We start from the raw sequence: 13,990 nt of genomic DNA on the forward strand, positions 1-13,990 counted from the left end.
AGGACTGAGCCCTGTACAATACAGAGCTCAGTCCTATCTTTAATTAAACCGTCCAAGTTTCGGGGGTCAGTTCATTTATTAACGGGCTTTTTTGTGTCTGCTGATTTAGTTATATCATTAACAGTTATATTAACGTAATGCCGCATACGCTGAATTGGCATAACTGGCGCTATTGGTATTGCTGCTAGTGCCATAACTGACTTTTTGTAGGCCATTACTAGCAGTGGTATTGCTGTTGCTGGCGCTCATGCTACTACCAGACAGACCTGAGTCATTTTTATATAAGCTGTGATAGCGGCTCATGACATTTTTGACATAGTTACGGGTTTCTTTAAAAGGCGGGATGCCGTTATATTTATCAACGTTACCTTCACCCGCATTATAGCCAGCAACCGCAAATTCTACGTTGTTATTAAAACGCTTCATCAGCCATGCAATATATTTAGCAGAGCCTTCGATATTATCTGCAGGGTTCCAAGGATTGCTGACTTTAAAGCGTCGCGCAGTCGCTGGCATTAGCTGCATGAGACCTTGGGCCCCAACAGGTGAGCGCGCGTTGGGATTGAATGCGGATTCGCTATGCATCATTGCTTTTATGAGCGCAGGATCTACGCCATGCCGCTGAGCTGAGGCGCGAATATAACTGTCATAAGCGTTGCGGCTGCCGCTACTACTTGCTGTGCTGCTACCATAATCACTACCGCTGCTATTACTGCCATCATACATCTTAGAGTCTTTGTAGTAAGTCACCTTTACTTTTTTGGTGAATTTATCAAAGTTGCCGCTAGGATTGACGTTGGTGAGCAGTACTTGCCCACCTTTGTCTTTATAGATATACATATTGCCTGCGTGAGCAGTCATCGAAAGCGTGGAGAGGGCAAGTGTACTAGCAATGGTGCTGAGTAAAAGCGGAGACAAACAGCGAGTAATCAAAGGGGAGATACTTATCATATAGATATCACTTTTTATCGAATAATAGCAAATTGTTTTGCCTATAGGCGCGTCATGTTGCGCGTTAAAGCGGTTACCGTGTTTGCTGGATTTTACAGCTACATTGAAGATAGCTACCTAGCAATGGCCACGCTTAACAAGAAACCACTTGCGATAGATACAAAAAATAATAGTTGCTTACTATAACATATAATAACTTTTTAGCGCATAGGATTAGTAGAACAAAGCACAAAAGCCGCCTTTAATTTGTAAAAAAATCAACAGGCTAAGGCTTTTAAGCGCATCGATTGCATGTCTACTTCAGTGTTTTTCAGCTGATACAAACGCCTCAATATGCTCACTGCGATGGTAAGTTATCAATAAAGACAAAAAGTTATTCAAGATAATGATAGATTCTTTAAACGCTATTAAATGGAAAACGCACTGATAAAAATAGGCACCCACACGGCAGTGACCAAACCATTGACCGCCAGACCAAAGGCAGCATAACGACCAGCAGTGTGACTGATTTGCCAAGCTTCTACTGTGCCGAAAGCATGGGCTGCCAAGCCAAGTGCCAAACCTTTAGCACGATCATCATCGATACCGCGAAACAAAAATCGCGCTAAAGTGCCACCGATTATACCTGAGACAATAATAATCAAGTTGGCCATGGCCAGTGGCGCTTTAATCAAATCGGCGATGCTCAAGCCAATGGGTGTGGTCACTGAACGGGTGGCAAAGGCGAGTATCGTGTCGTGACTTAAGGAAAATAGATAAGCCAATGACATAGGTAGTAATGCACCAATGACGCTGGCCATGGCTACGATCAAAGTCAGCTTTTTAACTGGCAAACCCTTGAAGTTCATTGCCGCGAGTGGCACGGCTAAAAGGACAGTGACATAGCCTAATAGATGGTCAAATACGGGTTTGGCAACGCTATAATAATTATTGTAATCCCATTGCAGTATAAACAAGAACAAAAGAACAAGGATCAACGCGGTAATCACCATTGGTAACCACGATAGCTTACGAGCCAAGATGCGGGCAATGACATGTGCTGTCAAGGTTAATAATATCGCTGCGAGGGTCGCCATCAATACGCTGTCAAAAGTCATTACATTTCCTTGGTCATACAGCTCAAGGCTGCTGTTTTTGCTTATGAGTAGTATTGGTATTTGCGCTATCGCTTAGCCAGTGGTTAGCAAGAATAGCCAGTCCCCATAATGGTATGAGCGTACTGATTAGCATGGTCAGCATCACGCCCCACAGCTCATCACCTAAGGCGAATAATAGCAAGCCTGCACCGGCTGACACGGGCAAAAAAGCAAAGCCACTATCGACCAATAAGACATTACTGGCTTGGGTAAGCCAACTGGGCAGGCCTTTAAGTAAACGCCATGCCATCAAGATAAAGAACATCGCGATTAAACCGACGATATTAGCGGCTTTTTCGATACCCGCCCACTGACAGATAATAACGGCAGATTCACGGACAAAAATGATCATGACCAACGTTAGGATGACGGCCATCCATAGGGGCATACGCGAGGAATGAGTGGAGTTCATAAGCAGTGCTGGCCAAGTCAGAGATAGAGAGTATGTTCATAAAATCGGGTAGGCAGTAGCGCCAAGAGCATAGCAAAGAGGGATGCTTTTGCTCGGTTATGTTTCAATGTAATCGACAACGTCTAAATGGGTTAAATATATAAAAGTTGATTATATAGAGAGCAAACCAACTAATAAAGCCTCTAAAACGCTAGGGCTGGTTATTGATCTTCTAAGTTTTTAGTCGAAAAATCTAGTCACATATAATGGTGAAAAAATGACGGTCAAAAAAATAGACGATATCGTTGATACCGTCCATTTATCATTTAACACTCTATGTTAAGAAACCACTGATGAAAAGGCCTATTAATTAAGAAGCCAAGCGTTTTGGGAAGACGCTATTTGAATCTGTAAATCCAAATCAAATCTATACACCCAAATTTTACGCTTATTTTTCTTCTGATGTTTCTGAGTGCAATGTCTCAGAGCTCAACGTCTCAGAGTTAAGGGCATCAAATTTATCAAAAGCTTGTTCTTCTGCTTTCGTCATAAGTTGGTTTTCGTCTTCATCTTCATCAGGCTGCTCGAACTCTTCAAGGACTGGCATCAGTAGCGTGGCTTGTGCTAATGGCAATACATCTAGAGGGTTCAAGTCGGCTTGACCAAGGAGCTGTCTGAGTCTGTCACTTGGCAAACGAATGGTCAAACATTCATGACCTGTATCATCGTAGCTTTCTTCTAAAATGACGCCCAGCTCATACAAGGTGCTTTTGAATTGACCTGCATTATAAGGAAGGGTTAAATCAAATGTTGTTAAAGCACCAGTTAGCAGCTGTTGCACAGCAAGTGACAACCCTTCCATGCCTAGGTTCTCTCTAGAGGAAACATAGACACGGTTAGGTTGACCTTCACTAGCATAACCAATATGAGCGGGCTCATCCGTCAAATCAATCTTATTGTAGACATTGAGTACCGGCACATCATTGTCAATCTCTGCCAGTACATCTTTGACTGCTTGAATTTGCTCGTGCATATCTTCACTAGAAGAGTCGATGACGTGTAGCAATAAATCGGCCTCTAATGTCTCTTCTAATGTTGCATGAAAAGACTCGACTAGCTCATGCGGTAGGTGACGGACGAAACCAACCGTGTCGACCAAGACCACGCGCCCAACACCCTGCCAGTCTAAACGGCGCAAAGTCGGATCGAGCGTGGCAAATAATTTGTCCGCTGCATAGATATTTTCATCGACTAAGCGGTTAAACAATGTGGATTTACCCGCATTGGTATAACCGACGAGTGAAATAGTCGGCACGTCTGATTTTTGCCGACGTGCTCGACCTTGAGCGCGTGTTTGGCGCACTTTTTCCAGTTTGCTTTTTAGCTGATTCACACGGGTCTGTAATAAACGACGATCGGTCTCAAGTTGGGTTTCACCGGGTCCGCGCAGACCGATACCGCCTTTTTGACGTTCCAAATGCGTCCAACCACGTACCAAACGTGTCGATAAATGGTTCAGCTGCGCCAGTTCTACTTGTAGCTTACCTTCATAGGTACGCGCACGCTGTGCGAAAATGTCCAAAATCAGACCAGTACGATCCAGTACGCGACATTGCACCAAGGCTTCGATATTACGCTCTTGTGATGGCGATAAGCTGTGGTTAAAAAGGACGATATCAGCGTCATGCTCGCGCACCAATTCTGCTATTTCTGCTGCTTTGCCGCTACCGACGAAGTATTTGGCATCGGGTCTTTGGCGTGAGCCTGTGACCAACGCCAAACGATCAGCCCCTGCTGAGTCTGCTAATAGCTCAAATTCACCTAGATCGTCAGGATCTTGAATTTGGCGGATGTCTAAATGTACTATAATGGCGCGTTCGCCACCTTCATGTCTTTCAAAATAATCCAAAGAGTATCACCTATTAATAAAGTAAATAAATCGCTATTATCAATTTAGTAAGCTTTGATTCAGTAAGCTTTGATATAACGTTCAGATGGTTGTCTATATGTGGTCTTATCACTTGATATTAAAGCGTATTGGCATAATTAGCGATGATTTTATGTTACAGCATTTATGGTGGCTGATTTTCTATAAATCTGCTTCATTACCCATTTGTATAAAAGTAAACACTCACTGAGTGAACAAGCTATCACTGAGTGACAGAACTTTGTTATACTTAGCTCGTTTTTTTAACTATCTAAAAACCAAACATTCAATCATGAGGGACGAAGATGAGCCAAGCTAAGTCAGGCTTTTCACTCAAACAACAATGGGGTCGCGGTAAACAAATCGCGGGAATGACCACGACGATCGCTGGTGGTCTTAGGGCTGCTCAGCGTATTGGCGCATTTAAGCAGCCACCACGCGAAAAACTGCCACGCTACATTCAAGCGTTTTGTCGTAAGATGGCAGGCTCCTTTGGGGTCAAGGTCGTTGAAGTTGAGCCAGTGCAACAGCATCATGGTCTATGGGTATCCAATCATGTGTCATGGATGGATATTCCGGTCGTGGGCACGGTGAGTCCTGCCTTTTTCTTATCCAAAGCAGAAATCGGTGAGTGGCCAGTATTTGGCAAGTTGGCTCATGCGGCAGGCACGGTATTTATTGAGCGTGGTTCCGGTGATGCAGGCTCGGTGGCAGCGCAGATTGCTAGCTTTTTAGCGAAAGGATTTTCGGTGATATTCTTCCCAGAAGCAACGACTACCGATGGTAAAAAAATCAAACGCATTCATGGAACACTGCTACAAGCAGCGATAGAGGCAGACGTTCCAGTTCGCCCCATCGTTATCGCTTATGTCAATAAAGACGGCACATTAAGCGAAGCACTGCCATATTATGGCAAGCTGACGATGAAGGACAGTATGAAAAAAGTGCTTGATAGCAAAGACGTAACCGCTTATGTATTGCCATTAGCGCCGATAGATCCAGCAGGCTTTAGCAAAAGCGAGCTGACCAATGTATTGCAGTCACGTATGCAAGAGGGGTTGGCTGAACTACATTCAAGAGTACTTAACGTACCAGCTAAAGACTAAATATTTGCAATTGAAGTAATAGTCAAAAAAAGGGCGCAAATCGCAGTGATAATGCTAGCGATTTGCGCCCTTTTTGGTGGAACTCTTCAATAAAGCGTACTTAATTTAATCCACTACGCTCTGATAGATGGCGGATTATGGTGATGGATTAGGCTGTTGTGTATGTACGGCTTCTATCGCCTCTAATACGTCTGCTGTCAGCTCTACATTAACACTATCAATGTTGGATTTGAGCTGCTCGGTGGTCGTTGCCCCAATGATATTGCTGGTGACAAAGTGACGAGAGTTGACGAAAGCCAATGACATCTGTGCCATGTCCAGACCTGCATCAGCGGCTATCTTGGCATATTGCTCAGTGGCTGATTTGGCTTGTTCGTTTACGTAGCGCCCAAAACGGTCGTACATGGTCAGACGTGCGCCAGTCGGACGTTTGCCATCGAGATATTTACCAGATAACACACCAAAGCCAAGCGGCGAATAAGCAAGTAGACCTACATTTTCACGATGTGCAATCTCTGCCATATTGACTTCATACAAGCGGTTCAGCAGGCTATAGGGATTTTGCACAGTGATGGGGGCAATCAAGCCGTTTTTATCTGCTTCCCATAGGTAGCGCATCAGACCCCACGCAGTATCATTCGATAGCCCATAAGCACGAATACGGCCTTTTTTGATCTCATCATTTAACGCTTGAATGGTCTCTAAAAAAGGCGTTAAATCGTCTAGTGACTGCTCTGACATCGCTTCAGTATAACCGCGCTGACCGAAGAAATTCGCTTGGCGTTCAGGCCAGTGCAGTTGATAAATATCAATATAGTCGGTTTGCAAACGCTCAAGATTGCCATCAATGGTGCTGCTGATTTGCTCAGCATTAAAGCGCGTTTGCCCGTCGCGTAAAAAATCCATCGGTGACATTTTGCTGGCAAGAATCACTTTGTCACGCTGTTTGGTTTTGTTAAACCATGTGCCCATAAAGCGTTCGGTATCACCTTGTTTGTCTTTGTCCGGCGGCGATGGGTACATCTCTGCCGTGTCCCAAAAATTGACCCCTTCGCTTAGCGCCATGTCCATCTGCTCATGCGCTTGGGTCTCATCATTCTGTTGTCCCCACGTCATCGTACCTAGACAGATTTTGGAAACGTCTTCATTAATTTGTGGCAGTTTTTGATATTGCATTTTTTATCCTTATCGTTCATTCAACAGAGTATTTTTAAATGAATTGTTTTACATGAGCTTTATGCCCGTTACACCGGGCGGTGTTACTTTAAAGATTTTTACTTTAAACAATACGGCTTGCCCAGCGAGTGGATGATTGAAGTCTACTTCGACTTGGTCATTATCGATGGCACTGATGGTACCGGGTAGGGTGTTTTTGCCTTTATCTTCAAATTCTACCATCATACCAATTTCAGGGTTATCGGCGACCAGTGCGAATTGAGGGCGGCTAAAATGCTGAATATTGTCAGGATTCCAATCACCAAATGCTTGCTCTGGATCAAGGTGGGCTGAGCGCGTATCACCCGCACGCAGGTTCATTAACACTTGCTCAAAACCCGGTAGTAAGCTCTCGTCACCAATGGTCAGCGTCACAGGCGCATCGCGGCTAAAGGTAGAGTCAATCATCGTGCCGTTCTCTAATGATACTTCAAAATGCAGTTTTACAAGACTGCCAAAAGTGATGCGTGTGTCTTCATTGGGATTGATAAATTGTGAGTCGGTCATAGTCAAAAGCCATCTGTTGCGGGATTAGAAGTTCAGGTCAAAAAATTAATATAAGAAATGATAAGCCATCTGTGAAAGGTTGTAAGCGTAAATAGTGTAACGCAAATAGTGTACTATATTTGGCAAGTCTAAATGAGGTTTGGAGGAACCATGGCAAATAAGCAACAAGGCCACATTAAGAAGTGGCAAGATGATAAAGGCTTTGGCTTTATCGACACTGAGCAGGGTGCCTCAGTATTTTTTCATATCAATGAATTTAAAGCACGCCGTCGCCCTGAAGTGGGTGAGCAAGTCGTCTTTACGCTGGGGCAAGATAGCCAAGGGCGAATGCAGGCAAAAGATGTGCAAGAGCTGAGCTTTGTGCAACAGAAAATGGCGCAAAAAAACAGCCAAATCCGTCATCGTAATGCCAAACGTGGTCATCAAGCGGAGTTTGAAGCAGGACAGAAAAAACGCTTGTTCCTTGGTGTGGGATTTTATGGTGTCTTAATCTTATTAGCAGTGACAGATAAGCTAAGCTGGCTGGTCTTCGGTTGGTATGTAGCTTTGGGTTTGATTACTTATATGATGTATGCCAAAGACAAAACCGCTGCGCAAAGTGGTGATTGGCGCACGCCTGAGTCAACGTTGCATCTACTCAGTGCGTTGGGTGGTTGGGTAGGAGCAATGGTCGCACAGACTTACTTACGCCACAAGTCACAAAAGCCTGAGTTTCGAGCGGCGTATTATTTGACCGTGGTGATTAACATGGCGGGGTTGTTGTTTATATTGGCAGGTGGCGGTTTAGAAAATTTGAAAGAATTGCTTGATTATTTGGTATAAAAGAGTTTTTTAATTCATGCATAGTCAGTGGTACAGTTTTAATTTTTGACTTTCAGGCCTAAACTAACAAAAATAATAATGTCCCAAATCAATATTTTTGAAAGGTATGTCGTTGTTTTCTGGATATCGCAAGCGCCAGCCAGCCTAGGATATAAGATTTTTATGGACGATTTTTAACGGCTTTGTTAGCTGATTTTTCTATTGCAGAAGGTAACTCTAAATAAGTAGCAGTGATTGGGTTAAGTCGAAGTAGACTAGAAAGTACAATAGTCTTTTGTGCACCAACAGACTGATTTAGTTCATCTGAGGATAAAATATAAAATAGCCATTGGTTTACATTAAGTGGATCGATGGTGTCTTGTTCTTTGTGTGTTAATAAACAAAATACATAAACGTCAGCTTGTCGTACTATTTTAGTTGAACGGCTATTTGTTTGAGCACCCCAGCTTATAGTAGGACGAATACTAAATTGAATAGAAGACAAACTCTTTTGGTGCCATGTTTGAATAAAAGCACTAGATTTTACTTCAATTTTTATTCCTTCTTTAGTTTCAATATCATAGGCATCCCACTCTGATCTATGACTATAGTTTTCACCGAGAGCAGAAGCGACAATGTATTCCGCCAAAATACCTCTCATAGCGTTACTGATAAGATCAGAGCTAGACCACTGCCAAAACGATAACAAGTTCTGATCAAGAGGTTTTCCTTCAATATGGAAAACCTCTTTCCCTGATTTACGTTTAACTTCCAGTGCTGGGTATTTAGTCATAACTCTTTCACAGTTTTTGTAGAGTGCGCCCAGCGCACCGATAAGGACCAATGATGTAAATATAGCTGAGCTGCAGCTTACAAACAATCTTTGTAATGACAAATGTGCAAAACTTAACCACGACGTTTATCCGCAAGCATACAGTCTCACCGCTAGCCCTGATAGTAGCGGTTATCCTTATTTAAGACAGGCTAATGAGACTCAGCTGTTGGAAGTATCGCTGGTCAGTAATCCCAGTAGCATTTTAGTCGAATAGCCTGTCTTAGGTAAGATAATAGCGTATAGCAGGATCAGCTCCAACATGTTAACTCATTAAACATAACAAACAACAAAAAAGGTGGGTTACTTATTCGTAACCCACCTTTTAAACCTAAAAACTATGTACGATTATAAGCGCTAAACCTCACGCTTCTTTTCTAAAAATAGCATATCGATGACAATCATCGCGACACCGATACTGATGCCCATATCCGCGATGTTAAAGATCGGATAATGCCAAACGTCAGCATTGTGGACATGAATGAAATCGATCACGTGACCATGTAGCAGACGATCTATTAAGTTACCAACTGCACCGCCAAGCACTAAAGCCAGTCCGAGCGATAATAGCGTGGCTTTACGAGGTGCTTTAATCAGATAAATGATTAAAAACAGCGACATAATTAGAGCAAGTCCCGAGAAAAACCACTTCTGCCAACCGCCCGCATCCGCCAAAAAGCTAAAGGCCGCGCCGTAGTTATAAGCCAACGTCCAATTAAGGAAGGGCTCAATCACTGGCACTGGCTCATGGAAAGTCAGATTGGTTTCAGCCAGCCACTTCGTCCACTGATCGATGATAAGTACAACTAGTGACACCAGATACCACATAAAAGCACGACTGCCATTAGCAATCATCTTTGGCGCTTTAGTCAAGCGACTTCTCGGTGTCGTTGAACTGCCCGTTGTTGCATGGGCAGGGGTTGGCGAGTGGTCGACCTTAGACTGCGGCTGCTTGTCTTCAGGTGACTCTGTTGGGTTGGGCGCTGAGTTAGGTGTCGTGTTAGGCATAGTGGCGCACCTCGCCGTTACCCGTGACATTAGTGACGCAGCGAGCACATAGTTCAGGGTGTGCGCTATCGGTACCGATGTCATTACGGATATGCCAGCAGCGCACGCATTTGGTACCCGTCGCGGCACTAACATTGACTACTAAGTCTGATACTTCCTTAGTGTTGCTTTCAGCTTGCTCTGTGGCGCCATTCTTAGCAGCAGGAGGAGCATTACTCATCGGCTTTAAGGTTGCGCTACTGGTAATCAGCACAAAACGCAGCTCTTCGCCAAGCTTGGCTAAGCTTTCATGCATCGCACCGTCAGCATACAAGTCAACGTCAGCAGATAAGTTAGCATTGATGATTTTTTCACCGCGTGCGGTTTCGATATGCTTATTCACCATATCTTTGGCTAGCATGATACGTTGCCAATCATCAGTACTGATCGCACTTAGCTCAAACTCTGGGAAGGTATACCATTCTTCGGTAAACACATAGCCTGCTTCATTGCCGTTTTTACCTTCTAACACTTCCCACGCTTCTTGGGCGGTGAACGACAAAATCGGCGTAATCCAGCGAATTAATGCTTGGGCGATATGATAAATAGCCGTCTGTGCAGAGCGACGCGGCTGTCCATCAGTCTGGGTGGTGTACTGACGGTCTTTAATAATATCTAAGTAGAAGCTGCCCAAGTCTTGCGAGCAAAACGCGGCAATAAGTTGCGTGACTTGGTGGAAGTCCATCGCATCATAGGCATCGATGATTTGTGCTTGCACGGTTTGCGTACGCTCAATGATGAATTTATCAAGGCTGACCAGCTCATTGATATCAATGCTATTGGTCGCTGGATCGAAATCATCAGTATTGGCAAGCAAGAAGCGCAGAGTATTACGGATACGGCGATACATATCAATCGCACCTTTAAATACTGTTTTGCCCGCGCTCATCTCATAACGATAATCGCTCGACGCAATCCACAAACGCAGCATATCCGCGCCTGTTTTATTAATCTCTTCTTGCGGTGTGATGATATTGCCAAGCGACTTACTCATCTTGCGACCGTTTTCATCGACCACAAAACCATGGGTCAATACTTGCTTAAACGGTGGACGCTCATACATGGCCTCTGAAGTCAGCAGTGACGTCTGGAACCAACCACGATGTTGGTCAGAGCCTTCTAAGTACAGATCAGCAGGATTGGTCAAGTCATCGCGTTGCTCAAGGACAGCAAAATGCGTCGTGCCCGAATCAAACCAAACGTCTAAGGTGTCGGTGGATTTATCATAATCAGCCGCTTCTGCGCCTAAGTAATCTTCACAGCTGGCATCAAACCAAGCTTCAACGCCACCAGCATCGATGTTTTTCGCGGCGACTTCCATCAGCGCGGGCGTGTTTGGATGCAGCTCACCCGTTTCTTTATGAGTGAAAAAGGCAATCGGCACGCCCCAAGTACGCTGGCGTGAGATACACCAATCTGGGCGACCGGTCATCATCGATTCAATACGGTTTTGACCCCATGCTGGCGTCCAATTAACCGCTGGGATATCCGCAAGCGCACGTTCACGCAGATCTTTGGTTTCCATATTGATAAACCACTGCGGCGTGGCACGGAAGATAATCGGCGACTTATGACGCCAGCAATGCGGATAGCTGTGCTCAATCTTGGTATGGCTAACGAGATGACCATTGTCATGTAGGGCAGCGATAATTTTTGGATTGGCTTTGTAGATATGCTCGCCCGCAAATACCGCTGCGCTGTCTAAATAGACACCCGTACCACTCACCGGGTTTTCAACGGGTAAGTCATATTTGAGACCAACGATATAATCGTCGAGACCGTGACCCGGTGCGGTATGGACGAGGCCCGTACCACTATCGGTGGTCACATGATCGCCCAAGATAAGCGGCACTTGGCGCGCCTCAATCAATGGATGTTGGGCGCGTAAACCTTCAAGCTCGCGTCCGGATACGGTCGCCAATACACCTTCATTGCTAAGTTTAAACTCAGTCAATGCGCTTTCAACCAAATCAGTCGCTAATAAGAAGTTGCCTTTTTCAGTCGCCACCACACTATAGTCATGCTCAGGATGTACGGCGATGGCTTGGTTGGCAGGTAGCGTCCAAGGCGTCGTGGTCCAAATAACGGCTGCAATATTACCGTCGATCGCGCTCAATGCAGCAATCTTTTGGGTATCCAAAACATCAAAACTAACGTAGATAGCATCTGAGACTTTGTCTTGATATTCAACTTCAGCCTCAGCCAGCGCAGAGCTACAGTCTAAGCACCAATTGACCGGTTTCATACCGCGAGTCACATGACCGTTGTCATAAATCTTGGCAAGCGCCCGCACGATGTTGGCTTCTTGATGGAAGTTCATCGTCAGATAAGGATTGTCCCAATCACCGAATACACCTAGACGCTTAAAGTCTGCCTTTTGCAGCTCAATCTGCGTACTTGCATACTCACGGCATAGACCACGGAATTCAGTCGCAGAGACTTTTTGACCGACTTTGCCGACCTTGGCTTCGACCTTTTGCTCGATAGGCAGACCATGACAGTCCCAACCGGGCACATAAGGCGCATCAAATCCTGATAGGGTTTTTGACTTCACGATAATGTCTTTGAGCACTTTATTGACCGCGTGACCTAAGTGAATCTGACCGTTGGCGTATGGAGGGCCGTCGTGCAAAATGTATTTGGTCGCACCTGTACGCGCCTTGCGAATTTTGCCGTACACGTCATCCGCTTCCCATGCAGCAAGCCAATCCGGCTCACGTTTGGCAAGGTTTGCACGCATTGCAAAAGGCGTATCGGCAAGGTTTAGCGTGTCTTTATAATCTTGGCTCGGTGTATCAGTGCTTTTATCAGTCATAGAAGGCGTCTTTTTAAAAAGTAGGTTAAAAGATAGGTTGAAAAGTGACTAAAAAATTGATGTAAAGTCAGGTGTGAAATTTAAGCTTAACGTTAAATATAATATGGGGTCAAATATTTGATAATCGATACTCGTTTTTTGTCTTAGACAACGTTGCTTACAATAGGTTGCTTGTGAATAGTTACGTCCATAATAAATACTAACGGGACGATTGCAACAAAAAATGCATTTATCAGAATAATTAGGGTCTGTTGAACATTCAAATGTGGAACTGGCAGTGGCTATTTTTTAGACAATACGCCGTGAAATTTTTGACGCCTAGTCGTTCTAGGTTAGACAATTTCGCCATGTATTGGCAAAAAATAGCCCTGCCCTGAAAGGCTGATGCTAAAATCACCCCAAACGTTGTTGTAAACCTAGCTAAGGTCTCGACATTATCATCGGTTTACGCCTAGTTTGATGCGATTTTAGCAATCAGCAGTCCTAATATTTGAATGTTCAACAGACCCTAGTCTAGCACCGATGATAACGGCAGCTATTATATGACAAAACGGGAAGGGTAAAAAGAGCTGGTCAGTATCGTCCTGTTTTTAGCCAAAACCAAATTTACGTCAGCATAAATACTTTGCTCATTCAATCATAGGTCTGGCAAGCTTGATTGGTCAACAGACCCTAGATGATACCTAATTGGCGTAGGTCTAAAAAACGGAGGATAACCACAAGCGCAATTTAAGCGACCAGAGTGGTTGAATACCTGTCAGCCCTTGCGTCATCTCGCCATCTTTTAAGATGACATAAGAAGGCGTGACTTGCCCTTGCCAATCAGCAAAGATATGACCCTCTTGGTCGTTTACCGTCGTAAAGCGATAACTGTTTTCATTAAGGTAGCGGTGTAGCTCTTGATCAGTGCCTGATTTAATGGCAACTGTAACGACTGGATAATCATTTGCAGCGGCAAGTTTGTTTATGGTTGGCGAGGTGAAACTACAGACTGAACACCACGTACCCCAAAAATATACCAGTGTCGGCTTCTCCTGACTCAGTGCTGCTAAATCAACTGTTTGTTCTTGGTAGTCTATTAATTGCAATTGTGGGTTGGCTGGCATGACGGGTTGTCGCCACCAATTGATGGCAGTATAAATAACGGCAAACATCAAACCATATATCAGCAGGGTTTTAACTATAGAAAGCACTTTTTGCTTTGGTGTCTTCTTGAGAGTATCTTTTTTATTTGTGAGATCAATCGTCATAATGGCTGCATT

12 protein-coding genes are annotated in these 13,990 nt (G+C 44.3%); 2 read left to right on the plus strand and 10 right to left on the minus strand.

Annotated elements, in window-relative coordinates:
- Positions 1–129: 129 nt before the first annotated feature.
- From AAEY72_RS10000 to hflX, 4 genes are all read right to left on the minus strand, one after another.
- A complete protein-coding gene (locus AAEY72_RS10000; RefSeq protein WP_352310403.1) occupies positions 130–951 on the minus strand; it encodes a lytic transglycosylase domain-containing protein in 822 nt (273 codons plus the stop codon).
- 407 nt (positions 952–1,358) lie between these two features.
- Positions 1,359–2,048, minus strand: coding sequence for an LrgB family protein (locus AAEY72_RS10005; RefSeq protein ID WP_352310404.1), 690 nt, complete (start codon positions 2,046–2,048; stop codon positions 1,359–1,361).
- A gap of 22 nt (positions 2,049–2,070) precedes the next feature.
- The gene (locus AAEY72_RS10010) at positions 2,071–2,499 is read right to left on the minus strand and encodes a CidA/LrgA family protein (RefSeq protein ID WP_189582666.1); all 429 of its coding nucleotides are present in this window, start codon (positions 2,497–2,499) and stop codon (positions 2,071–2,073) included.
- A 427-nt stretch (positions 2,500–2,926) separates the two neighbouring features.
- Positions 2,927–4,387 carry a ribosome rescue GTPase HflX gene (gene hflX, locus AAEY72_RS10015; protein ID WP_352310405.1) on the minus strand — a complete coding sequence of 487 codons (1,461 nt, stop codon included), beginning with the start codon at positions 4,385–4,387 and terminating at the stop codon, positions 2,927–2,929.
- 323 nt (positions 4,388–4,710) lie between these two features.
- On the opposite strand from hflX, the gene AAEY72_RS10020 reads away from it, so the two are divergent.
- Complete coding sequence (locus AAEY72_RS10020; protein ID WP_352310406.1) at positions 4,711–5,511, plus strand: lysophospholipid acyltransferase family protein; 801 nt, start codon at positions 4,711–4,713, stop codon at positions 5,509–5,511.
- 135 nt (positions 5,512–5,646) lie between these two features.
- On the opposite strand, the gene AAEY72_RS10025 is transcribed toward AAEY72_RS10020, so the two are convergent.
- Together AAEY72_RS10025 and AAEY72_RS10030 are read right to left on the minus strand one after the other, a co-directional pair.
- Positions 5,647–6,687 carry an aldo/keto reductase gene (locus AAEY72_RS10025; protein WP_352310407.1) on the minus strand — a complete coding sequence of 347 codons (1,041 nt, stop codon included), beginning with the start codon at positions 6,685–6,687 and terminating at the stop codon, positions 5,647–5,649.
- 48 nt (positions 6,688–6,735) lie between these two features.
- On the minus strand, positions 6,736–7,233 hold the full coding sequence (locus AAEY72_RS10030; RefSeq protein WP_352310408.1) for an FKBP-type peptidyl-prolyl cis-trans isomerase: 498 nt from the start codon (positions 7,231–7,233) through the stop codon (positions 6,736–6,738).
- Positions 7,234–7,383: 150 nt separating this feature from the next.
- On the opposite strand from AAEY72_RS10030, the gene AAEY72_RS10035 reads away from it, so the two are divergent.
- Positions 7,384–8,055 carry a DUF1294 domain-containing protein gene (locus tag AAEY72_RS10035; protein WP_352310409.1) on the plus strand — a complete coding sequence of 224 codons (672 nt, stop codon included), beginning with the start codon at positions 7,384–7,386 and terminating at the stop codon, positions 8,053–8,055.
- A 160-nt stretch (positions 8,056–8,215) separates the two neighbouring features.
- Here the strand turns inward: AAEY72_RS10035 and AAEY72_RS10040 are convergent, their stop codons facing one another.
- The 4 genes from AAEY72_RS10040 to AAEY72_RS10055 all read right to left on the minus strand — a co-directional run bounded on the left by AAEY72_RS10040 (position 8,216) and on the right by AAEY72_RS10055 (position 13,978).
- The gene (locus AAEY72_RS10040; RefSeq protein WP_352310410.1) at positions 8,216–8,827 is read right to left on the minus strand and encodes a hypothetical protein; all 612 of its coding nucleotides are present in this window, start codon (positions 8,825–8,827) and stop codon (positions 8,216–8,218) included.
- A 396-nt stretch (positions 8,828–9,223) separates the two neighbouring features.
- Positions 9,224–9,874, minus strand: a complete 651-nt coding sequence (gene lspA / locus AAEY72_RS10045; protein ID WP_352310411.1) for a signal peptidase II — start codon at positions 9,872–9,874, stop codon at positions 9,224–9,226.
- The gene (ileS, locus tag AAEY72_RS10050) at positions 9,867–12,728 is read right to left on the minus strand and encodes an isoleucine--tRNA ligase (protein ID WP_352310412.1); all 2,862 of its coding nucleotides are present in this window, start codon (positions 12,726–12,728) and stop codon (positions 9,867–9,869) included. The genes lspA and ileS overlap by 8 nt, the downstream gene beginning before the upstream one ends.
- A 698-nt stretch (positions 12,729–13,426) precedes the next feature.
- Entirely contained in the window at positions 13,427–13,978 is a 552-nt protein-coding gene (locus tag AAEY72_RS10055; RefSeq protein ID WP_352310413.1) for a protein disulfide oxidoreductase, read from the minus strand.
- Between the last annotated feature and the right edge of the window lie 12 nt (positions 13,979–13,990).

Source organism: Psychrobacter sp. W2-37-MNA-CIBAN-0211, assembly GCF_040309405.1.
Classification (GTDB): Bacteria; Pseudomonadota; Gammaproteobacteria; order Pseudomonadales; family Moraxellaceae; genus Psychrobacter; species Psychrobacter glaciei.